This window comes from Kineosporia sp. A_224 (assembly GCF_002198655.1).
In the GTDB taxonomy this organism is placed as follows: Bacteria; Actinomycetota; Actinomycetes; order Actinomycetales; family Kineosporiaceae; genus R-H-3.
The window spans coordinates 1-25,908 of sequence record NZ_MWLN01000113.1; the positions used below are offsets into that span (position 1 = coordinate 1).

Below are 25,908 nucleotides of genomic sequence, written 5' to 3' on the forward strand. Positions count from 1 at the left end.
AGGACGGCGACGACGACGCCGAGCAGCGACAGGGGCAGCAGCACGGTCGCAGCGTGGACGACGAGCGGGTGCAGGGGCAGACCCATGGGAGCACGGACCTCTCCGGTCGGAACGAGCAGGGACCGTTCGGTCCCGGTGTGAGAAGCCTTTCGCTCCGCTGTGAGCCGGTCCTTAGACCTGGATGAGAGACCTCTCATCCAGCGGCGGGCTCATAGCGCCTGACGGGTCGAGGCCCCGCCCCTGATGGGGACGGGGCCTCGAGCCCGGGGACGGGGCGCGCCCCGGGCCTTCAGTGCGGCTCGAGTCAGCTCCGCGAGCCTTCGTCGTCGGAGTGCTCGCCATGGGAGTCACCCGAGGACCCACGCTCGGTGGAGTCGTCGGAGCCGTGCTCGGTGGAGTCGTCGGAGCCGTGCTCGGTGGAGTCGTCGGAGCCGTGCTCGGTGGAGTCGTCGGAGGGCGTGCCGGACCGGTCGTCGCTGCGCACCGAGGGCGGTGACGTGTCGTCCGAGCCGCTCGTCAGCCGGACCGTGGACAGCGGCGCTGTCGCGCTCGCCGGGGCGAGGGCGACGAAGGTGCCGCCGCCGGCGACGACGGCGGCAGCCACGGCGGCGAGACCGAGAACGAAGGTCTTCCGGGGAGTCATGGGATGGTCCTTTCATAGGGGCAGGCGCCCTTCGGCGCTGCACCAACAGTCAGACCGCGCCATGAGACGGCCGGGAGAGCGCGGTGAGAGCACTCTCATCCCACGCCGTCACTGCATGTCGTCGTTCCGCTCCGCCCCGGTGACGAGCCGATACCCCGCGCCGCGGACGGTCTCGATGATGTCCGTGCCGAGCTTGCGGCGCAGGTACCGGACGTAGACGTCCACGACGTTCGAGCCCGGCTCGAAGTCGTACCCCCAGACCCGGTCGAGCAGCTGTGCCCGGGACAGCACCTGACCCGGGTTGCGCAGGAACGACTCGGCCAGCGTGAACTCGCGAGCGGACAGCTCGACCCGGCGGCCGGCGACCGTCGCGTGCCGCGCCCGCAGGTCGAGCTCGAGATCGCCGCTGCGCAGCACCGTCGCCTCGCCGGCGCCGGCGCCGCCGGTGGCGCGCAGCCGCAGCCTGATCCGGGCGAGGAGCTCCTCGAACCGGAACGGCTTGCTCAGGTAGTCGTCCGCGCCCCCTTCGAGGCCGGCCACGGTGTCCGCGACCGAGTCCCGGGCGGTGAGGATGATGACCGGCACGCTGTTGCGTGCCTCGCGCAGCCGCCGCAGAACGGTGAACCCGTCGAGCCCGGGCAGCCCGATGTCGAGGACGACGAGGTCGTGGATGCCTGACATCGCCTGGTCGAGGGCCGACGGCCCGTCGGGAGCAACCGTGGTCGTGTACCCGGCTGCGCGCAGGCCCTTGACGACGAACTGCGCGATCCTCGCCTCGTCCTCTGCGACGAGCACGCTGGTCACCGCGGGCCCGTCCCGTCGCCGGACCCGGTCGTACCGCCGGCGTCTCCTGCGGCAGGTGCGGCTCCTGCCCGCGCCGGTGCTCGGGCAGGTGCAGTGGGCGGTGCGGTGGACGCAGCGGGTACCAGGGCCACTCCCGGCAGCCGGATGGTGAAGACGGCCCCGCCTGCCGGGGCGTCGCCGACCGACACGGTTCCGCCGTGCGCCGCGGCGATGCTGGTGACGATCGACAGGCCCAGCCCGGAGCCTTCGCCGGTCCCGCTGAACCGTTCGAAGATGCGGTCGGCCTCGTCCGGCGGGACGCCCGGTCCGCTGTCGCGGACCCACAGCTGCACCGTGCCGCTGCCGACCGCGGCGCCGACGCCGATCTCCTCACCCTGGGTGGTGTGCTGGACGGCGTTGACCGCGAGCTGCAGGAGCGCCTGGGTGATCCGCTGTGGGTCCAGGACAGCCGTCCGGCCGGTCAGGGCGTCGACCGTCCAGCGGCGCCGTCCAAGGGCTGCGGCCTTCTCCACGGCATCGATGACGAGCTGATCCAGATCAGTGGGCCGGGTGCGGACGAAGTCCGGCCTGCCGGCCTTGGCGAGCACGATGAGGTCGTCGACGAGACGGCTCATCCGGTCCAGCTCGTCCAGCACCAGGTCTCGCGTCTGGTCCACGTCCTGCCGGTCGGCCGTGTCGAGGACCTCGAGGTGCCCGCGCACGATGGTCAGGGGGGTGCGCAGCTCGTGACCGGCGTCGTCGAGGAATGTCTGCTGGACCTCGAACGATGTCTGCAGCCGGTCGAGCATGGCGTTGACGGTGCGGGCCAGGGCGGACACGTCGTCGCGTCCGCTGACGGGGACCCGACGGCTCAGATCCCGCGCCGACAGGTCCTCGGCCGCCGACCGCAACCGGCGAAGCGGCAGCAGGAGGCGGCCGGCGACCACCCAACCCGCAGTGCCCACCGCGATCAAGGACAACGCGGACAGCAGGGCGTACTGCCTGGCGGCGGCCTCCACCCGGGCCGTCGCCGGCCCGACCGCGACCGCGACGACCAGCGTCCCTACCTCCGGGCGCCCGGAGACGCGGACCTGCAGAGCGGTGAACACCACCGGACCGCCCGACGTGTCGACGGTTCGGACCTTCGTGGGGGCATCGGCGGCCAATGACCGCACCACCGCCATCACCGCCGGCTCGTCCTCGAGCCGGACGGGTCGGCGTCCGGTGGGGACGAACCTCGGTCGTTCGTCGACCAGGGCCAGGAACGTCTCGTGCTCGGTGGGGACCTGCCGCTCAAGGGCGGCCTCCAGGAGCGTGGCGACATCCGCCCCCGCCCGGTCGCCGTCGATGAACTGGCGGAACTCGTGGCTGTCAGCGGTCACCGTACGGATCGCGTCGTCACGGACCTGCCGCCGCTGAACCACGGTGAAGACCCCACCCGCCACGGCCATCCCGGCCGCGGACAACAGCAGCATCGTGACCAGGATCCGGACCCGCACACCAGGGACGCGGCGCCTGACACCCGGGTACAGGCCCCTAGCCATGATCGTCGTCAGTCATCGTCGTCAGTGATCGCCGTCAGTCATCGTCGTCGAGGGTCTCGACGGGCTGCGGGACCTCCTCCGGGTCGTCGGCGGCGTCGTCCGAATCGGGGAGTGCGCTGCCCGACGGCGCACCCGACGGCACCGTGGAGGGTGTGGGGCCGGTCGATGCCGTCCCGCTGGTGGTCGTCGGAGTCACGACGAGTGCCGGTGACAGCACGCCCGGCTCGTCCTGGCCCGGCCCGACCGCAAGGGCGAACACGGCACCGGCAGCAGCCAACCCACCGAGAAGCCCGGCCGCGACCATGACCGCCGTCCGTTGACCGGGCACCATCCGGATCGCCTCCCGCCTCAGCCGAACGCTCTGGCTCCGCCAGGGTAGATCACGCGTCGGAAGCCGTAGAGGGTGCGCGGGGTCCTGCCGAGACGCGGACATGACGGACCTCAGCGGGCTGCCGGTCGGGTCGGTTGTGGTGGTTGAGCGCGTACGCGGAAGACCGGTGTCGCCGCGGCGACAGCAGCGAACGCCTTCAATGGGGCGTGCCGGTCCACTCCGATGTGCGGCCGGCCGCCGGGCGCCACCTGGACGTACCGCTGGATCACCCGGGGCCGCAGTGCCTGTGGCACCTCCTCGAGGGTGACCGCCTCGATCACGCCATGGCGAAGTGTCGCGAGGTGGTCGTTAGCCCGCACGTTCGCGACCCAGTTGACGCGATCGCCGAGCATCGACACGAGGTAGCGCTCGCCGTCCAGTTCGGCCAGTACCAACGGCACGGCGGCAGTGCGTCCGCTGACCCGGCCGGGCACCTCCAGCGTGACGAGTCGGCGTGGCATCACCCCGCGGGCGTGCAGCCACGCGGACAGCCTGTTCTGCCATCGGGCCCAGGCATTCGGCCGGCCACCGCGGTACATCCAGCGGTGGTAGTCCCCTCGCGCCATCGTCATGCCTCCGGTCCTGTGCCGCTTCGAGCCCGCTGTTCCGTGGCCCAAACTTCCACGTGACGCGGCGCAGAGGCCCGGCCCAAGGTCGCGGCGTTCTCACCGGCACGCGCATGATCGGCTCGAAGCGAACCACCGGAGAGTACGGTCACAAGGCCGTTCGAGTCGGTGACCGCGGATGCAGAAACCGAGTGCTCACGTCCGGTCATGTGAGCCTGTGTAGGCGTGAGGGGGGGTGGCCGGCCGGTGTCATGGGGCGAGCGCCGCGATCCTAGGACTCCTGGCAGGCTCGGTGTGGCTGACCTCGAGCGACGATGATCGTGCGGTTTGAGCGGATCCTGTTGTGACCACCAAAGTGACCACTTGACCCGAAAACGATGCATGAAGCCAATGATCGACGACAAAGGTGCAGGTCAGACGTGCCCCCGAGAGGACTCGAACCTCCGACACACGGTTTAGGAACCGATGCTCGTCCTGTTTGGGTGGGTGGTCGTAGGTGGGGTCCGGGTGGGTGTTCGTGCTGTTCAGAGGCCAGATGGCGTAGGAACGGCTCCGGTCCTGGAAGGTCGCTGCGGGAGGACGTAGTGACCACCAAAGTGACCACCGGCGAGAGCAGTGCTCTGGACGCCGGGAGGGGGTCGTTCCGTTCCCCGTCAACCGGCCCGCTCGCCGACCTGGACGTCGGCTTGGAGCGGGCTCGATGTCTGGAGCCTCGGACGTGATGACTCTTTCAGCTTCCACCCAGATCGTAAGTCACCAAGACGACGGTTCGTCGCTGGCTGTGCCGGCGGCGGCCGAACGCGGCGCCCCCTGCGGCCAGATCGGCCCGGATGACGGCGCGCCGGGCGACACGGTCGTCGGCGCCGAGCGTGACCTGCTGGTCGTGGAAGACCGGTTCGCGATCGTCCCGGAGTGGCTACTCGACGCGGACGTCTCCGACGTGGCGGTCCGGTTGTATGCAGTGCTGCTGCGGTACGGGCAGACGTCGGGGGCGAGGATGCCGAGCCGGCGGCTGCTGGCGCAGCGGCTGCGGAAGCGGTCCACCGACACCGTCGACCGGGCGATGAAGGAGCTCGTCGCGGTCGGGGCGGTGGTGGTCGAGCGGCGCCGGCGTGGACCGGTCAACCTCACCAATCGGTACGTCGTCCGGACCGCCGCGCCTGGCGCGAGCGCCAGCAAGCGGTCCGGGGCTCCAGGGGTCTTGTCGGGAGGAGCCGCCTGCTCGGGCATGCGAGGTGGCGGGGGAGGGGGTGGCCGCAGATCTGCGGCCACCCCCTCGCAGCTGTCGGTCCCCCGCACGGCCGCGACCGCGGGTGCCCGCGCGGGTGTGGATGGGGGTGGCCGCATTTCTGCGGCCAGGGGTAGCCGCATTTCTGCGGCGAGGGTGGCCGCAGGTGTGCGGCCCGACCCAGAGTTCTTGACCCAGAGGAAGAACCCTCCTCCCCGCCCCTCCACACCGTCGACGGCCGGCGGTCGCGGGCCGCGGCGTTCGAGCGAGCTGGCCGAGAGGCAGCGTGCCGCGGTCCTGGACGTCCTCGGCCATCCTGACTTGGCGGACATGGCCGCCCGGTGTCACGACCTGCGTGCCGAGGTCGGGCTGCCGGCCCGGTTGTGGACCGAGAGTGCCCTGCTCGACGTCCTGGCCGACGCCGTCCTCGAGCGTGGCATGACTGCGAGCATCGCTGTCCCGGCCCTGCTCGCGTTGGCCGCCGACCCAGCCACCCGCAGCCCAGCACGCCTGGCCTGCCCCGGCCCCTGGTGGGAACTGCCCGCGACCGGCAGGACAAGCGACGTGGCGGACGCCGCGGCCTCGAACGAGCTGGCCTTGCTGGAGGCGCGGCTGGCGGAGGCTGACGGTGACCGGGTTCGGCTGCAGCGGCTGGCCCGCGAGCAGCTCCGGGAGGAGCGGCACCCGGTCACGCGCCTGGCGGTGGCCCGTCGCGCCTGCGCGCTGCTGCCATGCAACGTGGCGCGGCCGTGAGCGCCGAGCGCCCCGCCGGTGCGCAGGTGTCTCGGGGCGGCCCGTCGGCACTGGGCAAGTTCCCGATGACGCACCACGTTGAGTGCGTCGCGTTGCTTACGAAAACCGGCGTTGACCTGCGGTGATGCGATTTGGGTCGTCGGGGTCGACTCCGCAAAACCGGCCTTAAGGCTCGCTTTGGGCTCACTTTGAGATCGCGGGCTCGGCTTCTGACGCCTCGATCGCGCCGCCATGACTGGCCGCCGTGATGGGCTGAGGGCGCGTAGAACGGCCCATAGACGCCTCAGACCCGGATCCGCAGTTAGCCGCCGGGGCCGTTGCTGATCAGTGTCTTGAGTAGGTCGGCGGTGGCTGAAGGGGCGTGCTGAGCGATCAGGACCGAGGTTGTGAGCACGCCTATCACCTTGATGAGGGTGATGAAGTCGGTCGGGGGACGTCCCATGAACCACCAGGCCCCGAGGGTGGTGATGGTGATGACGATGAAGGTCGTCAGGGCGTGGTTCATATCGACTCCAGAGGGCCGGCGGCTGTGTCTGGAGCCAGGCTGATGCAGGGGCAGAGCTAACCCTGGTCATTCATGATCGGTCGCGTGTTGTGACCGTGTAACGGCAGGAAGTGCCTGTCCCGCAGTGGATTCTGGACTTGTCTAAGGTCCCAGAGCACCGCGAAGAGAGGCACTTCCCGCGTGAAGGCTACATCGAGGCGTCCGTGGTCGGTGGTGACCGCGGACGGGACCGGGGTCGTGTCGCACGCCGGGGTCGCGTTGCTGCGTGAGCTCGCCGAGCGGACCGGGTTGCGCGCCGAGTATGCGCTCGCGGTCGACGGGGTCCGGTCCCGCGGCGGGGGCCACGATCCGGGGCAGGTACTGGTCGACCTGGCGGTGATGCTCGCCGACGGCGGGGAGGCGATCGGGGACATCGCCGGCCTCGGGCAGCAGCCCGACTTGCACGGCCCGGTCGCCTCACCACCCACGGCGTGGCGGGTCCTCGCCGGTGTCGACGAGCGACGGCTGGACGGCCTGCGCAGGGCCCGGGCGGCGGCCCGGGAACGGGCCTGGCTGGCCCGCGCAGAGGTCACCGGTCGGGTGCTGCCGCCGTCGCGGGCGGCGGGCCGGGACCTGGACTACGTCGTGGTCGACATCGACGCCACCCTCGTGGACGTCCACTCGGACAAGGAGCTGGCGTCGGCGAACTTCAAGTCCGGGTACGGCTTCCATCCGATCCTGGCGTTCTGCGACAACACCAACGAGGCCCTCGCGGGCATCTTGCGGACCGGCCGCGCCGGGTCGAACACGGCCGCCGACCACATCGCGTTGCTCGACCTGGCCCTGGCCCAGCTGCCCGACGCGGCCCGGACGGGACGGATCCTGGTCCGCACCGACGGCGCGGGGTTCTCCCACGCCTTCGTCGACCACCTCGTCGAGACCGGGCTGGAGTACTCGACCGGGTACGCGGTCACCGACGACGTCCGCGCCGCGCTCACCCTGCTCCCGGCGTGGGCGTGGACAGCCGCGGTAGACGCCGATGGTGGCCACCGTGACGGCGCCGAGGTCGCCGAGATCACCGACGTCCTCGCCGAGGTGCAGCGGCTACGCGCCGCCGAACGCCGGCGCGCCCGCGCGAAACAGGTCGCCCTCACCGGCGCCAAGCCGCCCAAGGCCACCCCACGACGTGAGTGGCCGACCGGGATGCGGGTCCTTGTCCGCCGTGAACGCCCGCACCCGGGCGCCCAGCTCGACGTCTTCGAGGAACGCGACGGGTACCGCTACCAGGCCGTCGCGACCAACACCCGCGTCGGGCAGCTCGCGTTCCTCGGAGCCAGACACCGCGCCCACGCCCGCGTCGAGGACCGGATCCGGCAGGCCAAGGACGCCGGCCTCGGACGCCTCCCGTCCCGCGTCTTCGCGATCAACCAAGCGTGGCTCGAGCTCGCCCTGACCGCCGCCGACCTGCTCGCCTGGACCCAGACCACCCTGCTGGTCGACGATCCATCGCTGGCGCGGGCGGAGTGGAAGACGATCCGCTACCGCCTCCTGCACTCCGCCGCCCGGATCACCCATGGCAGCCGCCGCGTCTACCTACGCCTCCAGCACGACTGGCCTTGGACCCTCGCCCTGCAACACGCCTTCACCGTCCTGCGCCGCATCCCCGTCCCGAGCCGCTGACCCAGCATCTGCGCTGCGTCGCCGTCATCGTCCGCGCCCCGCCGCGAGCCCCGCACTCGTCCCGAGCCCCCTGGAGAACTCGACCACCACGTCGAGCGGCCAGACCTGCCCACGGATCCCAGTCACGGCGACAAGATCAAATCGACGCGCTCAGGCCGCCTCGTGAATGACCGGGGCCAACCGGCTCGATTCCGCGGCCTAGTGTCGGACGAAGTCGTTAGCCTCTCCTGGGAAGGTGGAGGTGAAAGGTGACAGGCCAGAGCGCAGAAGCGCCGAGCGTCGACGAGATCCGTGAGGAAGCTCGCCGCAACACCCGAGGCAGGTTTGAGCAGTGGGCGAAGAACCCCACCTGCGACGCGAACACTCTCTCGGCCGTCCACAATGTTCGCCTGGACGAGGCAGCGAAGGCTGTTGGCCTCGAGGTGAGTTTCGGTCAGTCGCCATTCGCGATTGCCAGAGGGAACCGGTTCGAGGCTGGGTTGTTCCATGACGATGCCCAGAAGCTTCGCCAGGCGTTGGAACGCAAGAAGTGCTTGCCGGACGGATCCTCGGGACTCCTCGATCTCCGACTCAAGCTCAACGGCGGTACTCGGGTAACGACGATCGATCAGGCCCTTCGGAAGACCGAAGACTGGCTTCGGCGTATCGCTGCCGACCCTGCATCGGCTGAGTCGATCGTCGCGGCGCCAATGATCAAGATCCCCAAGGGCGTGATTCTCCCCGAGGCGCTCCTCATCATCGACGCGGTCACTGTGACGACCACGGTTGATGGTCGGCCGCGGGTGACGGTCGGCGAGGTCAAGGTCTTTCCCGACCGCGGCGGACACACCGACCCCCAGCAGCTCGCCTCCGCGCGCGCCCAAGCCGGCGTCTACGAGCACGCGATGCGGCTCGCTGTTGACGCCCTCGGGCTTACTGACGAAATCGAGATCTCGACCCACGGGTTCCTCGTCTTCACCTGGCCGGGTTCGAACTCACCGTCCGTCCGCGCCAATGAAGACCTGACCTATCAGGCCATCCGCGCCGAGCGCGGATTCGATCGGTTGGAGCAGGTCGCTCTCGGAGTGGTCCGCGACGATGACTTCTCTGCAGATAACCCCGCGTTGATCAAGCGTGTGCTCGATGCGCCTACGGACTACTCGGAGGCCTGCTTGTCCTTCTGTGACCTGGCGCCACGGTGCCATGCCAGAGCCACGGCGGCAGACGACCCAATCCTCCTCGGCGGTGAGGTCGCCCGGTTCCTCGGCGAGACCACCATCTCGCGAGCACTCGAGCTCATGGCCGGGGTCGAGCCTGCCGACGACCGCGAGGCAGACCTCCAGCGCCAGTTGGTCGGCTAATGACTTCAGTACGAGCGATCGCTCGCAAGTTGGAAGCGTGGCAGGCCGGTCGTCCGCTTCAGCGGTACGACACGATCCACCACGCGATCATGCCGCCCGATCAGGCCATGATCGTCGCCTTCGTCCGGATGGCCGGTGAGTCGCGGCCCTGGGGCATCGCCTGGGGCACAGTCGGCTCGCAACCACGCATCGAGTCCGTGCCCGACGGCCGTGTCCGCGACGACGTCGCCGTCCTCTGCGCGACGTTCGCGGAGGAGCTGCTGGAGCACCTTCGTGTGCACAACTGGACCTTCGACCCGGTTCCTCAGAAGCCCGAGCTGGGGGACTTACGTCAGGTCTGGCTGCCAAACGGCCAGCACATCGCGATGCTGCACCAACTCAGCTACACCTACTCGCAGACCAAGTTCGGCGGCGAGAATCAGGACATCCTCCGTGCTCTGGGGCGCGTTGCCGGCTGGATGTTCCGCGACACCTCGCGGGTCGGCAACCAGCATGTCATTAGCGCAAGCCAACTCTTGGGCGACTCATATGTGTTCCCCGCTCAGGATGCCCGCACTGCTCACCTTGGGTACCAACTCGCATGGCTTACCACTCAGGGTGACCGTGACGCCCGATTGTTGGCAGCAACAGAAGCTGAGGGTCTCACCGTCTCCCCAACGCTCGATCCGACGCTTGAGCGCGATGACCTCAGTGAGCTCGTGACCGCGTGGCAGGAAGGTCGCCGCGAAGGCGGTGACGTCAGCGAGGCCGCAGGCGCGATCTCCGCCATCTTGCACGAGGAGTTGCTGCGTCGCTGGAAGCTGACGGAGCAGGCATATGACCTGATGGCCAACAACGACCGGCCGATGAATGGTGGCGTCGGCGAACTCGTGACGAAGGCACACGCTGAGTTCTGGTTCCAGCACCAGCGGATCGAGCTTCGCCTCAACGACCCAAGCCAGGGCCCTGCCTTTGTTGCCCATCCGGAGACCGACTTCCACGGCTCCGCGGCTGCTTCCCGATACCTCATTCACTCCGCAGCCGACGAGGCGTACGTCGGCTATCTCATCCACGACGACCCAGCGCTGTTCCGTGAGGCACTTGACGACGGCCGCGCCTTCGAATCCCACGTGGTTGGGGTGTACGACGTTGGGGTCGGCCGATCGACCGTCCCCCGATGGGTAGTCCGCCTGGACCCGACGCTGCCGCACCGACTCCGCGAGAATGCCCGAGTGGCTCCCCACGGCTCCCGGGGACATGAGGCCACCATTGTCGAGATCGGCGCGACAGACGGCGATCTTCTGGTGACGGTGGAGTGGACCGGTCGGAAGACCAAGCCGCTTCTCGGGCCGATCATGGCGAAGCCCGCCGACAAGGCGTGGGTTGGGGTCGATGTCGCCTTCGTCCAATCGGATGCCGCCAGCCTCACACAGCGGCGAAGCCAGCGCGTCTGGTCGGCCGCGGATGGCCCCGGCGCGTGGCTTACGCATGGCAAGGCATCCGCGCCGATCGAGATCAGCGGCGATGACGGTGCCACCGACCTCGTCTTCGATGATGTCGCCCAGATCGCCGGGGAGGTGACGGTATGAGTCTCGACGTCATTGACGAGGAGTACGCCAAGCTGCGTAAGGACCTCACCATCTACATCTCCGGCGGGGGCCGGCTTGCCGTCGTTAAAGCTCCACCGGGATCGGGCAAGACGCACACCGTCATCGAGGTTCTGTCGGCCCTGGCCGCGGGCGGCATGCAGATTGCCGTGGCCGCCCAGACAAACAGCCAGGCCGACGACATCTGCCTGCGATGGGCGAAGGAGCACCCAGACTTGCGGGTGGCTCGTTTCTCCAGCAGTGGGCTCCGGGCGCCCGACGGTTTCCCGGCGAGCATTCTGTGGGTGACGGACAAGAAGGAGTTGCCGCACGGACCCGGAATTACCGTCGCGACGACGGCCAAGTGGTCCCTCACGGACCTGTCTGCCCCGTATGACCTGCTCGCGATCGACGAGGCCTGGCAGATGAGCTGGGCAGACCTGATGCAGTGCGCACTCGTCAGTGCAAAGTTCCTGATGATCGGTGATCCGGGGCAGATCCCGCCAGTTGTCCCCATTGATGTACGACGCTGGGAGACCTCGCCACGTGCGCCACACGAGGCAGCGCCGGAGGTCGTACTCGCGGAACCGACCTTGGAGTCAGTCCGCTTCGTTGGGTCGTTGCCGGCCTGCCGGAGGCTTCCGAACGAGTCCGTCGACTTCGTGAAGCCCTTCTACGACTTCGACTTCGAGGCGTACGTCGCCGTCGGGGCCCGGGGCCTGCAGCTGTCTAGCCCTTGGGGCGATGCGCTCGCGGCCGGCAGACCGCTCGCACTGACCATCCCCACTCCGGACCACGGACCGCCGATCGAGGTCGATCACGAGATAGCTGCTGCAACGGCGAAGGTCGTCGGCGAGCTGCTTGGAGGAGGGACAACGCTGAGGTTCGGCGACGAGAAACGGCCACTCACGCCTGCCGACATCGGCGTCACGAGCAGCCACCGCGTCATGAACTCGGCGCTCTCTGCTGCCCTCGGGTCGTGGGCCTACCAAATTCGAGTCGACACGCCGGAGCGCTGGCAAGGGCTCGAGCGGCCAGTGATGATTGCCGTTCACCCCTTGTCAGGCGTCGCCGATCCGTCGGCGTTCGACCTGGAGACGGGCCGCCTCTGCGTGATGGCCTCCCGGCACCAGGTCGCGTTCATCATGCTGACCCGCGATCACGTGGGGGAGACGTTGCGCAACTATGTTCCGAGTGCGGAGCAGGCGCCAGGGCGACCCGACACCGTCGGTCGAGGACACGACGCTCACCTCAAGTTCTGGACTCAACTTGAGAACGCAGGAAGCGTCGTGCCGCTCACTTGAGCTTTGCGGCGCCGCACACCGTCTTCACGTCGCAGGCCACACACTTCGACCTCTCCGGCTTTGGCGTGAAGTCGCGCTTCCTCAGCAACCCAGCTGCCTCGGTCACGGTCTCCTCGGCCTGCTTCACCGACTCTTCGGTGATGTCGACTGTGTGGCGAGTGGTCTTGCTCATGTCGTGGATGAACGCAGCTCCCACGGTGAGGCCCTCGCGGCGTCCGGCGTCCGCGTAGACCTGCAGTTGGAGCGGGTGGATCTCTCCTCCGGTGGCGGTTTTGTAGTCCACGATGGCGAGGTTGTCGATCACGCCGTCGTGCTCGTCGTAGATGACGTCGGCGCGCCCGCTGACCACCACGCCGTCGAGGTACAGCTCGAACGGTCGTTCAGTGGCCCAGGTCCGTCTGATGTCGTCCTGGTTCTCCTTGACGTATTTGAAGACGAGCAGGCGGGCTTTCTCGCGCATCTCCTTGTGAGCCGCCTTGTTGGCGAACGGCAGGAAGAAGTCAGACGTGAGGAGATCGTTGATCTGCTTCGGCGTCGGCAGCTTCCCAGTCGCACGAGCGTGCTCGGCGATGACGCGCATGATGTGGTGCACCGCGTTGCCGTACCCGATCTCGGACTTCACCGGGGGCATGAACCCAAGCTCGTTGCGCAGGAGGTACGACTGGGGACAGGTGATGTACGCCTCGAGTTCTGAGTAGCTCACCGCAAGGTCGGGAATCTCGATGCCCCGCGGTTCGGCTTCCGTTGGTAGCCCGGCGCTGGACGCGAGCGCCTGAGCCTCCAGGATGTACGGCGAAGCCTTCGTCGCGTTCTTGGTGACCTTCGAGTGCGACGACAGTGACACCCAGTCGCGAGCGCGGGTTAGCGCCACGTAGAACAACCGGCGCTCCTCGGCGTCTGAGCCCTCATAGCGAGCAGCCTCAAAGAGATCGCGGGGGACGAGCCAATCCTTCACGCGGCCCGAACGGCTGGACGGGAACCGCCCCTCGGTGAGGGAGGGCAGGAACACCACGGGCCACTCCAAGCCCTTCGCCCCGTGGACGGTGCCTAGCGCGACACCGTCCCCGAGCAGATCCTCCTCGCCGTCGAATCCGTCGTAGCTGCCCGTGGCATAGTTGACGAGGAGCAAGGCGAAGTTGCGGTAGAACCACTCGTTGCCGACCGCTCCGCCGACCTGTTCGGACGGGTTCTCGGGGTCTCGCCGAGAACGCCGAGTGACCGACTCGTAGTCGGCCAACACGTTCGTGAAGCGGGCGAGCGTGCCCAGGCGGTTGCGCTGCTGAGCGTCCGAGAGGTCCCACTCCGAGATCCGGAGCAGCACCGTCAGGTCGTAGAACTCCCGGACGAGGCTCGGGTCGAAGTCCGGCGGGTCCTGCGTCGTCTTGGACTTCCACCTGATCAGGTGGCCCTGCAGCTTCTGCATGTCTTCGTTGCTGAGCCCGAAGACGCTCCGATAGTCCTCAAGCAGGTCAGGCAGAAGAGTCTTCTCGCGCTTGATGAAGCGCCCCGGTGCCCAGTCGACGCCTGAGAGCCAGGAGAAGGTCTCGCCAAAGACCGCGGCTTCGGGCTGTTGGAACAAGCCGGTCCGACCGCCGGGTTGGACAGGAATCTTCGAGATGTCGAGAGCATCGAGGATTCTCGTGTAGGCGTTGCGGCCTCGGACGAGGATCGCGATGTCCTGGTAGCGCACGCCCTGCGCGTGGAGCGCCTCGATATCGAGGGCGATCGCATCGGCCTCGTCCTGCTCGGCGTCGTGGCCGACCGCGATGGAGACGGCGGGCCCGGCGTCCGCTCGGAACAACCCCATCTCCTTCACAAGGCGCCCTGGGATCGACTGCGCGAAGCCGTTTGCGAGCTGCACGATGCCGGGTCGCGATCGGCGGTTGATCAGGAGGCTGAATTGGGCGACGCCGGGATAGCGGTCCTTGAAGGACACGATGTTGTCGACATTGGATCCGCGCCACTGGTAGATCGCCTGGTCGTCGTCACCCACCACGACGACGTCGGCGGTGCCGTGGGGCTTCGAGAGCAGGCGGATGAGTTGCTCCTGCGCCGGGTTGACGTCCTGATACTCGTCAACGATCAGGTGCTTGAGGTCGGCGGTCACAGCCGCGCGGATCGTGGTGTCCTCAAGTGCGCGCACCGCCTCGACGATCTGCGTGCCGAACGACATGAAGCGGTAGCCGTCGAGCATCGCGTAGTAGAGCTCGGCCGACTCGCGGAACGGGCTCTCGGGCAGATCCTCGACCCGCATCAACTCGTTCTCGACGATGTCGATGTTCTCCTGGAACGCGGTGATCCCTCGGAACAACTTCTCGCCGGCGTCCAAGCGGCGAAGCCTCAACCGATTGGCCTCCCGATACAGGAGGTTGGTGAGCTGGTTCGGGTCAAGGGGTGTGTACGTCTCGTACTTGGCCACGTAGGTCTGCAGAAGCCGGAAGCAGTAGCCGTGGATGGTGCCGACGTACAGCCTCCCGAGCTGATCGGTGGCAGTGTCGCCCATCTTGGCCGTCACCCGCTCCCGGATGCGCTCCTTGAGCTCGGCTGCCGCCTTCTCCGTGAAGGTGAAGGCCACGATCGATTCAGGGGCTTCACCGTCGGCCATCAGCGAAGCGACCCTCTGAGACACGACCTCGGTCTTGCCCGACCCGGCCGCCGCGATGATCTGGACGTGCCCGCCCCTGTGGGCCACCGCGGCCGCGGCATCACCCTCGAGCGTAGGGATTGTGTCGGTACGTTCTGCTGACATGGGCCAAGGCTAGGGGGACGAACCCCGCAGAACCTGCGAACGGTCGGGGTAGTCGGCACTAGCCTTCAGGTTGCACGTCAGACGAGAGATTGGGAGCACATGAGCGACGAGGTGGCGAAGATCGAACTGGACTCGCCGGATCTGGCGGCTGAGAAGTTGGCAGCCTTCCAGGACCTGTTCCCTGGGGTGATTGCCGATGGCGTCCTTGACGCCGGTCGGCTGGGAGAGCTGCTCGACACCGAGGTTGCGGCGCCGGCGGACGGGCGCGAGCGGTTCGGACTCATGTGGGCCGGCAAGCAGGAGGCAGTGCGCTCGTTGCTGGCCCCGAGTCGCGGTGCGCTGCTGCCCGAGTTTGACAAGTCGACGAACTTCGATGAGGCCCGCCACACCTTCATCGAGGGTGACAACCTCGAGGCGTTGAAACTGCTGCAGAAGGCCTACAACGACAAGATCAAGTTGATCTACATCGACCCGCCTTACAACACCGGAAGCAACGACTTCATCTATCCAGATGATTTTTCCGACACGCTCCGTGCCTACCTCGAGTACAGCGGTCAGCTCGACAAGCAGGGCAACCGGAAGTCATCCGGTGCGGATACTGCCGGTCGTAGGCACAGTCGCTGGCTGTCGATGATGTACCCCCGCCTTGTTCTGGCTCGGAACCTCCTCACCCAAGACGGCGTCATCTTCATCTCGATCGATGACAACGAGGTGGCCAATCTTCGCGCTCTGATGGACGAGATCTTTGGGCCGGAGAACTTTATTACGTCATTCATCTGGGAGAAGCGCACGACCCGCGAGAACCGGCGAGCCTTTTCGATTTCCCACGACTACCTGTTGTGTTACGCACGGGACAAGACTATGTTTGAGGCGATTCGAGGTCTGCTGCCTATTACAGCCGAGGTAGAGGATCGATATTCGAATCCCGACAACGACTACCGCGGCGTATGGCAGTCCGTCTCCCTGAACGCGCAGGCCGGGCATGCGACGAAGTCCCAGTTCTATGAACTCACAACGCCAGGTGGCCGAAAACTCTGGCCGCCGAAGGGACGTTGTTGGACCGTTACGGCTCCCCGCCTCGAAGAGCTGATAGAGGATGGACGGATCTGGTTTGGAGCCGACGGGACTAATGTCCCGCGCCTAAAGCACTTCCTTTCGGAGTCGCGCCAGGGCCTAACCCCGCACACGTTGTGGCGGGCTGACGAAGTGGGGACGAACGACGCCGCCAAGAAAGAGCTTCTGGAGCGGGTCGAGTTCTCCAGTTCCGAGAGCGTTTTTGATACACCGAAGCCAACCAAGTTGATTCGACACCTCTTGGCGCTAGCAACGAAACCCGATACCGGCGACCTGGTCCTCGACTTCTTCGCAGGCTCCGGCTCGGCGGCAGACGGCGTTCTCCAACAGAACGCAGCAGACGGTGGCAACCGCCGGTTCATCATGGTGCAACTTCCGGAGCCGACCGGGTATGACGACTACCCGCTGGTTTCGGACATCACCCGGGCGAGGATCGCCTCAGCTGCTGAGGACGTGGCGCCTGACGCTGGCATTCGCTCGTTCCGCCTGAGCGAAAGCTGCTTCCGCGATGCGACCACAGCTGACCCGCAGGATCTCTTCGACCTGCGCGAGTCGACGCTCGACGACGGCGACCATGTGATGGAGGAGCTCGCGGGTGAGGTGCTCCTAAAGGAGGGTGTCGCACTCGATGCCGAGTGGGCCCGCGACAAGGCTGACCTCGCTGAGGTGATTTTGGCCGATGGTGTCGCCGTCGTTCTGAGCCTTGAGATCACTGAGGCAGTTGCCAGCGCTGCCATCGCTCTCAAGCCTCGCGTTCTTGTCTTCCTCGAAGACGGCTTCGCGGGACGCGACGCAGTCAAGACCAACGCATTCACGAACGCCAAGAACCTCGGCATCACGGTGAAGACCGTCTGATGGCTGTAGAGATCAAGTTCGACGCCAATCAGCAGTTTCAGCGCGATGCGATCGACAGCGTTGTTGAACTGTTCGCCGGCCAGGACTCGATGCAACAGGGCGTGGCGGTTCCCGGGTTCGGCGAGGAGGGCACACTCGAGTCATTCCAGGAGCTCGTGTTCGGCAACTCGCTGGCGCTGGCACCTGAGACTGTTCGCACGAACCTTCGCCGTGTCCAGGACCGGCCGACCGACCTTGACGATGGCTCTGTCGCGCCGGCAGTTGCAGAGCCCCTGCGCCGCGCACTCGAGTCTGGGGAGATGCCCCTCGAGTTCTCGGTCGAGATGGAGACGGGAACCGGCAAGACGTACGCATACCTGCGCACCATCGCTGAGTTGCACCGCCAGTACGGCTTCAGCAAGTTCGTCATCGTTGTACCGAGCGTGGCGATCCGCGAAGGCGTCCTGTCCAGCCTCAGGCTCCTTCGGGAGCACATCAGGGACATCTACGACGGGCTGCAGTATGACTACTACGTCTACGACAGCAACGCGCTCACCCGCGTGCGCCAGTTTGCGACGGCGTCCCACCTCCAGATCATGGTCATCAACATCGCCGCGATGACCGGGGACGCGAACAACCGCGTGATCCACCGACCCACCGACGCGATGAACGGTTACGCGCCGATCGAGTTCTTGCGGGCCTGCCGGCCCGTCGTCATCATGGACGAACCGCAGAGCCTGGACGGGCCGACTCAGAAGCCAGCCATCGACGAGCTCCAGCCTCTGTTCCGCGTGGGGTACTCAGCGACCCCGCCGACTGAGAAGAGCGGACTCCCCAAGGCCCACCTTGTCTACCGTCTGACGCCCGTGGACGCCTATGCGGCCAGGCTGGTGAAGAGGATCGGTGTCCTTTCGATCACGAAGGACTCCAATCTCAACGAGGCGTACGTGGAGATCGCGAAGATCAACGCCACCCCGACGGGCGTGACCGCAACTGCGGTTATTCACAAGGCAACCCGCCAGGGAACGAAGCCCACTCGCGTCACCCTCCGTAAGGACGACGACCTCTTCGAGCTGAGCGGCCGCCGCGATCTGTACCAGGGCTGGTCGGTCGAGGACATTCACGCCGAGGCAGGCGTAGTTGAGTTCGGTAACGGCCGGAAGGTTGCTGCTGGGTCGTCGACCTCCGAGGCAGATGAGCAGCAACTGCGGCTCATGCTTCGCCAGGCGGTCGAGAGTCACTTTGAGAAGGAACTCCAGCTCCTTCTGCAGAAGCGGCGCGGTCAGATCACTTCGCGGATCAAGCCTCTGACGCTCTTCTTCATCGAGAAGGTTGACCACTACGCCCCTGACGACGCCAAGCTACGCGTCTGGTTCGAAGAGGAATACGCGTCGCTTCTCAACGACGGGCGATTCCGTGCGTTGACTATGCCCGCGGTCAAGGACGTGCACGAGGGCTACTTCGCCGTCACTGCGCGAGGCGTCGCCAAGGAGGCTCGCGCGGACTCCAAGGATGCGGCTGATGCGTTCGAGCGCATCATGCAGCGGAAGGAAGAGCTTCTCGGATTCGATGAGCCGCTACGGTTCATCTTCAGCCACTCCGCCCTCGCCGAGGGTTGGGACAACCCGAACGTCTTCACGATCTGCAACTTGCAGGACGGCAAGTCGCCCATGCGCAAGCGACAGCAGGTTGGTCGCGGGCTTCGGCTTCCTGTCATGGAGAACGGCGAGCGTTGCCACGTTGAAGAGGTCAATCTGTTGACCGTAATCGCCAAGGAGTCGTTCTCTACGTTCGCTTCCGCGCTCCAGAAGGAGATCGAGGAGGAGACGGGGGTTGCATTCACGGGCCGAATCGTCAACCTTCGCGACAGGAAGAAGCTGCGTCTCAAGGAGGAAGTCCTCGGGTCGCCCTTGTTCGCGCAGCTCTGGGAGCGGATCTCGCCGCGGACCTCGTACAAGCTCCACTTCTCCTCGGACGCTGTCGTGGCTGACGCAGTCACGCGGATCAACGCACTGCCAGACCTGGAGCCGGTCAAGTTCCGGGTCTCGAAGGACGTTGTGGAGATGGGCGCGGCCGGACTTGCCGGCTCAGACCTTCGCGACCGCGGCGCGATCGAGCTCGTCGGCGAACGCAAGGTGCCGGATGTCGTGGGGGAGTTGTGCCGAAGGCTTCCCCTTTCGCGGGCAACCATCGTGCGCATCCTTCGCGGATGCGATCGGTTGGACCAGGTGGCGCTGAACCCCGCGGTCTTCATCGACGAGGTCGCCGAATCCATCAACCACGCGCTGTACAACCAACTCACCGACGGCATCGTCTATCAGCCCGCCGGTGAGTCCTGGTCTGTGGAGCTTTTCCGCGAGCGTCATCAGGACGAGACCGTGGCGCCGCGGGTCGTCCGAGTCGACAAGAGCGTCACGGATCACGTCGTCTGCGACTCGGACGTCGAGGAGCGGTTCGCCAAGTTCCTGGATGAGCGCCCGGACGTCCCCCTGTTCGTGAAGTTGCCAGAGTGGTTCAAGATCCCGACGCCGTTGGGCAACTACAACCCTGACTGGGCGTTTGTCCGTGAAGAGCCTGCGGGTCAGTTCCTGTATCTCGTGCGCGAAACGAAGGGCGGCTCAGACCTCGAGAAGCTCCGGTTCGAAGCCGAAGGTTGGAAGATCAAGTTCGGCGAGGCGCACTTCAACTCGTTGAAGGTCGACTACTTCTTCGGGCACGACCCCGAGGTTCTCGTTGAGCTCTCGCCCGAATATTCGGCGTCATAGGTCCTGAAGGGTGCCAGTTCACGATTGTGGCGCTGACCAGCGCTGATGCAGGGTGAGATGATCACGGTCGTGGTGTTCCAGACGGTCGGGTTGCTGGTCTTGCGGCGGCTGGTGGGGTGGCTCGGGTTGGGGTCGTCTCCGGACGCGAAGGACGTCGAGCTCGCCGTTGTGCGTCACCAGCTGGTCGTGCTGCAGCGTCAGGTCGCCCGGCCGCGCTACCAGCCGTCGGACCGGCTCGTGCTGGCGTGGCTGGCGTCGATGCTGCCGCGGGAGCGGTGGTCGGTGTTCCTGGTGACTCCGACGACGCTGCTGCGTTGGCACCGGGAACTGGTCGCGCGCCGCTGGACCTACCCGCACACCGGCACGCGGCGCGGCCTTGCCCCGGAGGTCGTGGACCTGGTGCTGCGGTTGGCGGGGGAGAACCCGCGGTGGGGTTACCAGCGGATCGTCGGCGAAGCCCGCCGGCTCGGCGTCACTGTGTCTGCCACGTCGGTGCGCAGGATCCTGCGCCGTCACGGGCTGACACCAGCGCCGCGCCGGCACGGCGGACCGACCTGGGTGAGCTTCCTGTGGGCCCAGGCGGCAGGGACGCTGGCATGCGACTTCTTCAGTGTCGAGACCATCGGCCTGACCCGGTTGTACGTGCTGTTCGTGATCGAGGTCGACCGGCGCCGCGTGCACGTCCTGGGTGTCACCGCTCACCCCACAGGGGAGTGGGTGACCCAAGCCGCACGGAACCTGCTCCTGGATCTCGGCGAGACCGCGGAGCGGTTCCGGTTCTTCGTCCGGGACCGGGACACGAAGTTCACGGCGGCGTTCGACGCCGTCTTCGCCGGCGCCGGGATCGAGGTGTTGAAGACCCCGCCGCGGGCACCGCAGGCGAACGCTTTCGCGGAGCGGTGGGTCCGCACGGTGCGGGCCGAGTGCCTGGACTGGGTCCTGCTCGCCGGGCCGCGACACCTGCAGCGTGTCCTGACTGTGTACGTCGAGCACTACAACAGGGTCCGGCCCCATCGGAGTCTGCAACTGGCTGCACCGGTCGAGGCATGCGCGCCAGCTGCGGCCGGCGACCGGGTCGTGCGCCGAGACCTTCTCGGCGGTCTCCTCCACGAGTACCACCGCGCCGCCTGAAGCCCCCGGCTCGCGGCGTTCTTCGAGAGATGCCTGTTGGCTCCATGCCCCAGGTCGGCACCGCGGAACGTCGCCCGGCCTCAGCGCAGGGTTCAACTCGCCGTCGACGATCCCGCCCCGGCCCCGACGGTCAGCAAGTCACGCGCGCGCGCCTTCGCAGTCGTCGGCGGCCCCCGATGACCCGCCAACTCGCGCCGCCAATCTCGCCGAATCGCGAAATGGCACCCTTCAGCCCTGCTGAGCACGACACATCGCAGGTCACGGCAACGCGTCGCTCACGTGCAGTCGACGGCGAGGAACGACTCAGGAGTGCAGCCGGTGCGGCGTGATCTGTCGTGCCACGTTGATCGGCGGAGGCGGCGCGCTTGATGCATTGTCGGGCCGCACAACCAGACAATCTTGGCCTCACCGGGCGGCGATGGCCTGCCAATCAGCGGTCTTGAGGAAGCGATGCACGCCTGCCGCATCGGTAGGGGATGCTGCCCTGAGTTGTGCGTAGTACGGCGTAGCTTGCTTGGTGCGCACTTTGCCGTGCCTGTTGGCGATCCGGGTGGCGTGCGTGACCACTACACCGTGGCGGGCACGCGAGAGCATCACGGAGAGCACGCGAGCGTCCTCAAGCCTTGCGGCCTGGGTGCTCGAGCGCCAGTCCGGGATGATCCCGTCCTCTGCGCCAACCACGACGACCCAGTCGAACTGCTGCCCCTTCCCGATGTGGCCGCTCAACAGATGAAGCCCGGGAGCCGTAAGGAGGGTGTCCTGGTCGCCGACCTTGATTCGGTCACGGACCTGGGCTGCCGTCATGCCATCGCGGAGCTTGTCGAGGCACCACACCAACGCTTCCGCCAAGAACCGCCGCGTGTCAGGATCGGCAATTGTCTCGAGCTCGGCCGCCTCCCGGAGATACTGAACTGGATCGGCGGATGCGAGCGCTTGGGCGGCATTGAGGCGCAAGAGCATGACTTTCATGTGCTTCGCCGTCTCGGTGTCGAGTACTCCGTCATCCCAGCGATACACCGGAAGGCCAGATCGCTCGGCGATCGCGTCGACCGTCTCGCGGCGCGGCCCGTTGCGGCATATGACCCCGATGCGTTGCTGTGGCGCTCGCTCGAGGATGTAGCGAGCGAAGGCCACCGCCCATTGCCCTTCCTGGGCGGGGTCGTTGAAGGCGATTCCCGCCGCCAGGCCCCCACCCGGCCACGACTCCGGGCGAGCCGACGAGAGCGTCAGTCCACCGGTCAGGCCACTTAGTGAGTTCACCATCGTCAGCACGGCAGGCGATGAGCGGTGCGACTCGGCGAACTCGACGACGTCAGGGCACTCGGCACGGATCGCGGCGTCGATCTGGGCGGGCTGCGCGCCGGCGAAGCCATAGATGCCCTGCGCAAGGTCGCCTGCGTACGTCGTCTTGCCGAGACCGATCCGGTTGACGATCCTCAGCTGCTGCGGTGTGAGGTCTTGGAACTCGTCGACGATGACTGCACCGAAGTGACTCCGGTATAGGCCAGCCACGGCGTCGTTCGCCAGGATCAGCTCGGCAACCCGAGGAAGGTCGTCGTAGGTTAGGCGGTTCTCAGTCAGTCTCTGACGCTCAAGCTGCAGAGCCCCCCTCGCGCCGCGCGCCTGGAGGAACGCCTCGACCCTGGCATCGTCGAGCGCCTGCTGCTTGGCGAGGCGCAGCGCGTCCTCGGAGGGCGTGATCCAGTCCCACCCCCACCCCCAACGCAGGCACTGCTCGCGGATCCAGTCCGACTCAGGCAGTTCCATCTCGGGATCAAGGCCGATCACGCGTGCATGTGCGCGGAAGATGCGAGCCGAGAGGCCGTGGAAGTTTGTCACGAAGACCCGATCCCGAAGTATGGGCGACGGCAGATAGGACCGAAGCCGATCGCGGATGTTGTCTCGGGCACGGTTAGAGAAGGTCGTAACGAGAATTCTACGGGCGCCACGCGTCACATTCCGGTCCAGGAGCCCTGCAACACGAAGTGCCAGCGCCTCGGTCTTGCCACATCCGGCAGGAGCGACCACAAGCAGGGCGAGACCTTCGTGATCGCGGATCTGTTGCTGAGCAGCGGTTGGGGTGACCATCGGCTATGCCGTGAACTCGTCTAGCAAGCGACTGATGCTCAGGATGGACTTGGCCGTAGCTGCTGTGAACAACCGTGCGACAACCATGGCAGCCCGCACCTTGTAACCCTTGCCCTTACGTCGACAGAAGGCGGCAACGTCCTCCGCCGTCCTCGTGCCACCTGGGCCAGACGCGCCGCAGTTTGCTCGCTCGTTGTTAGTGAAGAGCGTCGAGGCTTCAATCGCCGCCCATACGACATCTGCGCCCAAGGCGTTCACGTACTCAGCCTCAAGGTCGGGATCGGAAACGTAGGTGGAATGCTTCTCCAGGTCAGCCTCGGGAGCGCCTAGATGCTTAGCAGTCTCGGCCGCCGCATCCCTATCGATGAGCAGCGACATGGGGATGTCGAAGCCGCTCTTGCCGAACAGCTTGATGATCGCCCCCATGTCGCCAGACCCATCGGTCTCAACGAGCGAGACGCCAAGGCGATCAAGATTTCGCCCGGTCAGGTCACCGACTGCTTCCATGAGAATCCGGTCAGACACACCCTCCACCGCGATCACTCGCCGCGCGGTGAGCGGCTCAAGCTTGTCGCGAACCCACCAGTGCACGACCATGCGCTCATCGTCTGAGAGGAAGTTGGCATCAGGCTGGACCGCCTGGCCACCAGCACGCACGGCGACGATGCAGTCGGGCTCGAACGCGCCAACGATGTCCGCGGAGTGCGTGGCGAGAATCTTCTGGTTCGGCCCATTCTGCAGCAGGCGGGCGAGGCTGCGCTGACTGGTCGGGTGCAGATGAACCTCTGGCTCATCGATGCCAACGACGTTCGCGCCAACACTTGCCAGGTCGTACAGCGCCAGCGCGTACAGCGCCCGCATCCCATCCGACTGCTCGGAGAGGTCGCGTGGAACACCGGCTTTGATGACTTGGAGACGGACGTCGCTCAGCACGTCACTGTCGGCCCTAGCGCCCGGAACCAGGAGCAGGTCATCCTTGGCCACAGCATCAGGAAGCGCCTTGCTCAACTGTCCCGCGAGATCACCGCGAAGCGACCCGAGCACGGCAGAGCTTTCCAGCCTTTCCTGCAGTTTGCTGGCCAGATCATCAAAACCAGCCCGCTCCGCCCCGAGCTCGACCTGCTCCAGAATCTCGTCCAGCACTGAGCGTCGATCTTCTCTCAAGTCCCGACTCATCGCGGTCGCGCCAAGCAGCTTCCAGCCAATCGCCGCCGACTGCTGACGCGATAGCTGGCGGTTGTGTCCAGCACCCTGTGCTCGGCGCTCGACGACGAGCGTCTGGTTCGCGTCGAACGTGGCCTCAAGCCGCAGCGTTAGCGACTTACCGCCGGCGCCATCGATGTTGATCTCGTCCGGAAACACTGCCTCGTCATCAGCGGTGAAGTCGACCAGATCCGCCTCGACGACAAGAGGCTGCGCCTCGTCGCGCAGATCATCGACCGACAGCCAGGAATAGAGCTGGGCGGTGCTCGCACCGAGCAACAGGTTGAGGCAACGTAGAACGGAGGACTTCCCCACGTCGTTAGGCCCCACAAGCACCAGGTGCTGACGCACCTCAAGGTCAACGTCTTGAAGGCGACTGTGATTCGTGATGGCGAGTCGGGCGAGTCGCATCTATTCAGCTCCGCCCAACGGCTCCTCGAGGTCAGCGTCGGTATTGGGCTGCCGAACCCGATCGCTCGTCTGGGCAACAACGCTGGCCGCGTACTCGGGCATGCGCCCAGTCGACTTGACACCCTGGTCCAAGGCCGCGACTCCGTCGATGTTCATGTCTGTCGCGATCGCAAAGTCGATGGGGTCGCCCAGCTTCAAGTGGCCGATGCTCTCTAGACGGATTCGGCGACTAGTTCGCTCGGTGGTTGAGCGTCTCGCGTACGGCGTGCGCTGAGCCACAGTTGCCCCCTTGTATCCCGATGAGTGCCGGTTCGACGCCCGCATCGACGGCTGTCACCGGACGCTACCGATCCGTGACCGGGTGGGTTGCATTTCACCCGAAATGCTGCGAGCCGCCCCCCACTTCGACCGTCTGCCCGAGCGCCGGCATCCGTCGAATAGCCGGTTTGTCCCCGTCAGGTGATTGGGTCGCCAGTGTCCGGGAAGGCTTCGGCCAGCAGGCTAGCCCGCGGCCGAGTGGGGGCCTCGGGGAAGGAGGAGCCTGCCGTCAGGCGGAGAGTGGATGGACGACGGGCATGGGGAGCGCTGGCCGCGAGGCGACCGAGCCGGACGCGACCGCCGCGCCTGCGGGCACGGGCCGCGGGATGCGGCTGCTACCCGGGCAGGTGCGCAACGGAACTCGTTTGGACGGAACTGCGGTGCCGCGGACGCGCTATCCGGAGAGACAAGTAGCCTGACCCGGCTACCTCAGATAGGGGAGCAGGTCCTTGAGGCCTGAGCGTGGTAGTTCAGGTCAGTCAATGCTCGCGAAGACCCTATTCAACTTCCCACGCCGGGCCTTCGTCGATTCGATCTTCAAGGAGAGACACTGTGCCTCGAGTTATCGGCGCTGTCCTGGCGTTCGCCGTCCTGGCCGGGTGCGGAGGTGGGGGCGCGCCGAGGGTTGCTTTGGCCTCGGACTCGCCCAAAGTGAATGCCCCGACGTCGACCGCGATCGTGAATAGTACTTACCCATCTACGGTCGAGTTACGCGACGCTTTCCTTGCTGCGGGTGGGCTCTGTCCGTCCTACAGCGAGCAGACGGACGCCACGGAGGCCTCAAGTCAGGCGGACTGCAACGAAGAGATCGTATTGAGCGTGTATCCGACGGACGCCGCGAAGGACCGCGTCATCGAGTTCCGCAAGAGCACTGCCGATGTGATCGGGATGAGCATCCTCGTGGGGCCAAACTGGATCGTGAATGCCCCTGAGGACACATTGCGGACTGTCGCGCCCACCCTCGGCGGCGTCCTCATGGTGGAGTCGGCTTCGTAGGTTCGGCATGACAAGAGCGGGAGTTGAGAACCCCGCGGCCCGCCTCGTTGCTATGCGGCGGTTCGGCTGCGTCGTCGCC

20 protein-coding genes are annotated in these 25,908 nt (G+C 66.5%); 11 read left to right on the plus strand and 9 right to left on the minus strand.

The window, feature by feature from the left end; genetic code table 11:
• The coding region (locus tag EDJALFJO_RS35470; RefSeq protein ID WP_233149778.1) for a hypothetical protein at nt 1-185 on the plus strand (185 nt) is incomplete at its 5' end.
• Nucleotides 186-304: 119 nt separating this feature from the next.
• Here the strand turns inward: EDJALFJO_RS35470 and EDJALFJO_RS34190 are convergent.
• The 5 genes from EDJALFJO_RS34190 to EDJALFJO_RS09750 form a co-directional block, all read right to left on the minus strand.
• Nucleotides 305-643 (minus strand): hypothetical protein, encoded by a 339-nt coding sequence (locus tag EDJALFJO_RS34190; RefSeq protein ID WP_088284623.1) that lies wholly within the window; start codon nt 641-643, stop codon nt 305-307.
• A 108-nt stretch (nt 644-751) separates the two neighbouring features.
• On the minus strand, nt 752-1,447 hold the full coding sequence (locus tag EDJALFJO_RS09735) for a response regulator transcription factor (protein ID WP_088284625.1): 696 nt from the start codon (nt 1,445-1,447) through the stop codon (nt 752-754).
• Nucleotides 1,444-2,901, minus strand: a complete 1,458-nt coding sequence (locus tag EDJALFJO_RS09740) for a cell wall metabolism sensor histidine kinase WalK (RefSeq protein ID WP_158220363.1) — start codon at nt 2,899-2,901, stop codon at nt 1,444-1,446. The genes EDJALFJO_RS09735 and EDJALFJO_RS09740 overlap by 4 nt, the downstream gene beginning before the upstream one ends.
• 103 nt (nt 2,902-3,004) lie before the next feature.
• A complete protein-coding gene (locus EDJALFJO_RS09745; RefSeq protein WP_143448412.1) occupies nt 3,005-3,274 on the minus strand; it encodes a hypothetical protein in 270 nt (89 codons plus the stop codon).
• A 137-nt stretch (nt 3,275-3,411) separates the two neighbouring features.
• A complete protein-coding gene (locus EDJALFJO_RS09750) occupies nt 3,412-3,912 on the minus strand; it encodes a nitroreductase/quinone reductase family protein (protein WP_198950169.1) in 501 nt (166 codons plus the stop codon).
• A gap of 715 nt (nt 3,913-4,627) precedes the next feature.
• Between EDJALFJO_RS09750 and EDJALFJO_RS09755 the strand changes: the two genes are divergently transcribed.
• Nucleotides 4,628-5,887 carry a hypothetical protein gene (locus EDJALFJO_RS09755; protein WP_143448413.1) on the plus strand — a complete coding sequence of 420 codons (1,260 nt, stop codon included), beginning with the start codon at nt 4,628-4,630 and terminating at the stop codon, nt 5,885-5,887.
• 301 nt (nt 5,888-6,188) lie between these two features.
• On the opposite strand, the gene EDJALFJO_RS09760 is transcribed toward EDJALFJO_RS09755, so the two are convergent.
• Entirely contained in the window at nt 6,189-6,392 is a 204-nt protein-coding gene (locus EDJALFJO_RS09760; RefSeq protein WP_088284633.1) for a hypothetical protein, read from the minus strand.
• 114 nt (nt 6,393-6,506) lie between these two features.
• Between EDJALFJO_RS09760 and EDJALFJO_RS09765 the strand changes: the two genes are divergently transcribed.
• The 4 genes from EDJALFJO_RS09765 to EDJALFJO_RS09780 all read left to right on the plus strand — a co-directional run bounded on the left by EDJALFJO_RS09765 (nt 6,507) and on the right by EDJALFJO_RS09780 (nt 12,260).
• Nucleotides 6,507-8,051: an IS1380 family transposase gene (locus EDJALFJO_RS09765; RefSeq protein ID WP_369812508.1), complete on the plus strand. Its 1,545-nt coding sequence runs from the start codon at nt 6,507-6,509 to the stop codon at nt 8,049-8,051.
• Nucleotides 8,052-8,299: 248 nt separating this feature from the next.
• The gene (locus EDJALFJO_RS09770; protein WP_088284637.1) at nt 8,300-9,391 is read left to right on the plus strand and encodes a hypothetical protein; all 1,092 of its coding nucleotides are present in this window, start codon (nt 8,300-8,302) and stop codon (nt 9,389-9,391) included.
• Nucleotides 9,392-9,420: 29 nt separating this feature from the next.
• Nucleotides 9,421-10,959: a hypothetical protein gene (locus tag EDJALFJO_RS09775; protein WP_088284639.1), complete on the plus strand. Its 1,539-nt coding sequence runs from the start codon at nt 9,421-9,423 to the stop codon at nt 10,957-10,959.
• Nucleotides 10,956-12,260, plus strand: coding sequence for an AAA domain-containing protein (locus tag EDJALFJO_RS09780; protein WP_088284641.1), 1,305 nt, complete (start codon nt 10,956-10,958; stop codon nt 12,258-12,260). The genes EDJALFJO_RS09775 and EDJALFJO_RS09780 overlap by 4 nt, the downstream gene beginning before the upstream one ends.
• Here the strand turns inward: EDJALFJO_RS09780 and EDJALFJO_RS09785 are convergent.
• Nucleotides 12,253-15,009 (minus strand): ATP-dependent DNA helicase, encoded by a 2,757-nt coding sequence (locus tag EDJALFJO_RS09785; RefSeq protein WP_088284643.1) that lies wholly within the window; start codon nt 15,007-15,009, stop codon nt 12,253-12,255. The genes EDJALFJO_RS09780 and EDJALFJO_RS09785 overlap by 8 nt on opposite strands.
• A gap of 99 nt (nt 15,010-15,108) precedes the next feature.
• On the opposite strand from EDJALFJO_RS09785, the gene EDJALFJO_RS09790 reads away from it, so the two are divergent.
• From EDJALFJO_RS09790 to EDJALFJO_RS09800, 3 genes are read left to right on the plus strand one after another with little or no spacing between them, the layout of a single operon-like run.
• A complete protein-coding gene (locus tag EDJALFJO_RS09790) occupies nt 15,109-16,938 on the plus strand; it encodes a site-specific DNA-methyltransferase (RefSeq protein WP_088284645.1) in 1,830 nt (609 codons plus the stop codon).
• Nucleotides 16,938-19,682: a DEAD/DEAH box helicase family protein gene (locus tag EDJALFJO_RS09795; protein ID WP_088284647.1), complete on the plus strand. Its 2,745-nt coding sequence runs from the start codon at nt 16,938-16,940 to the stop codon at nt 19,680-19,682. The genes EDJALFJO_RS09790 and EDJALFJO_RS09795 overlap by 1 nt, the downstream gene beginning before the upstream one ends.
• A 57-nt stretch (nt 19,683-19,739) precedes the next feature.
• A complete protein-coding gene (locus tag EDJALFJO_RS09800) occupies nt 19,740-20,813 on the plus strand; it encodes an integrase core domain-containing protein (RefSeq protein WP_088284716.1) in 1,074 nt (357 codons plus the stop codon).
• Nucleotides 20,814-21,218: 405 nt separating this feature from the next.
• Here EDJALFJO_RS09800 and EDJALFJO_RS09805 read toward each other — a convergent pair whose 3' ends face one another.
• Together EDJALFJO_RS09805 and EDJALFJO_RS09810 are read right to left on the minus strand one after the other, a co-directional pair.
• Nucleotides 21,219-22,901: a UvrD-helicase domain-containing protein gene (locus EDJALFJO_RS09805; protein WP_088284649.1), complete on the minus strand. Its 1,683-nt coding sequence runs from the start codon at nt 22,899-22,901 to the stop codon at nt 21,219-21,221.
• A gap of 3 nt (nt 22,902-22,904) precedes the next feature.
• Nucleotides 22,905-24,515, minus strand: coding sequence for an ATP-dependent endonuclease (locus EDJALFJO_RS09810; protein ID WP_088284651.1), 1,611 nt, complete (start codon nt 24,513-24,515; stop codon nt 22,905-22,907).
• Here EDJALFJO_RS09810 and EDJALFJO_RS34900 point away from each other — a divergent pair.
• Both EDJALFJO_RS34900 and EDJALFJO_RS34195 read left to right on the plus strand, forming a co-directional pair.
• Complete coding sequence (locus EDJALFJO_RS34900; RefSeq protein WP_198950171.1) at nt 24,444-24,731, plus strand: hypothetical protein; 288 nt, start codon at nt 24,444-24,446, stop codon at nt 24,729-24,731. The two genes, EDJALFJO_RS09810 and EDJALFJO_RS34900, sit on opposite strands and share 72 nt — an antisense overlap.
• A gap of 921 nt (nt 24,732-25,652) precedes the next feature.
• Nucleotides 25,653-25,829: a hypothetical protein gene (locus tag EDJALFJO_RS34195; RefSeq protein ID WP_158220364.1), complete on the plus strand. Its 177-nt coding sequence runs from the start codon at nt 25,653-25,655 to the stop codon at nt 25,827-25,829.
• The last annotated feature ends 79 nt before the right edge of the window (nt 25,830-25,908 follow it).